Origin of the sequence: Liquorilactobacillus mali (assembly GCF_001437155.1) — a bacterium.
GTDB lineage: Bacteria > Bacillota > Bacilli > Lactobacillales > Lactobacillaceae > Liquorilactobacillus > Liquorilactobacillus mali_A.
Window position 1 is genome coordinate 1 of record NZ_JQAR01000069.1, and the last position, 917, is coordinate 917.

Annotated in this window: 1 protein-coding gene; it reads right to left on the reverse strand. The window is 38.1% G+C overall.

Annotated elements, in window-relative coordinates; translation table 11 throughout:
- Positions 1 to 6: 6 nt before the first annotated feature.
- Positions 7 to 917 (reverse strand): IS256 family transposase (locus IV36_RS11745; RefSeq protein WP_056992675.1); only part of this gene is annotated, 911 nt, incomplete at its 5' end.

Here is a 917-nt window from a genome sequence, read left to right on the forward strand (position 1 = left end):
AAACCATTAATCGAAAAGTGATTCTAACGTGTCTTTGACTTGACCAAAACCACGATGGCTACGATTAAAGTATTTTTCGTTGTAGCTTATGACTTGAACTCCGATAAAATTGTCTAAAGATTTTTCGTTTGGAAACTGTTCTTTGGGTTTGGTCTTGCGTTTAATTCTTTTGTTCAGTGATTCTAAGATATTGGTTGAATAAATTGTTGGTCGAATAGCAGGAGGAAAACTCAAGAAAGCTAAGAGTTCATTTTCAATGGATTTAAGTTGCTGGATCAGATTAGAATACAGTTTCTCCCAAGCACCATAAAAATCATTTAAGATCTTGTGTGCTGCAGTTACATCGGTCGCTGAATGCAATTCTTTAAAATCATTTAAGATTGCTTCACGATCTTTTAAACGCACATGCGAACCAATATTACGCATAACATGTACTAGGCATCTTTGGAATTTGGCTTTCGGGAAAGCGTGCAATAATGCTGGCTGCAGACCAACCATTCCATCTGCGATGATCAACTGGACTTGCTTTAATCCTCGTTGTTTAAGATCTTCTGCCATTTCTGACCAAACTCCTGCGTTTTCATTTGGAGCGATTCGATAATCAAGAACTTCTTTGATGCCGACAGGTGTAATACCTAAAGCAATATAGACTGCCTCTCTTTGAACTGAATCACGGCGTAGAGGTAGGTAAGTTGCATCTAAGAAAAGACAAACATAGTTTGCCTTAATAGCTCGTTGATGAAAAGCTTCAATCTGGTTTGTTACCTGAGCAGTGATATTAGAAACAGTAGTAGGTGAATAATAAGCGCCATACATTTTTTCAATCAAATCTGCAATTTCACGGGTCGTAACGCCCTTGGAATAAAGCTGAATGATTGTTGTTTCTAAAGCGTCCTGACGACGAGAATAGGCTGGAA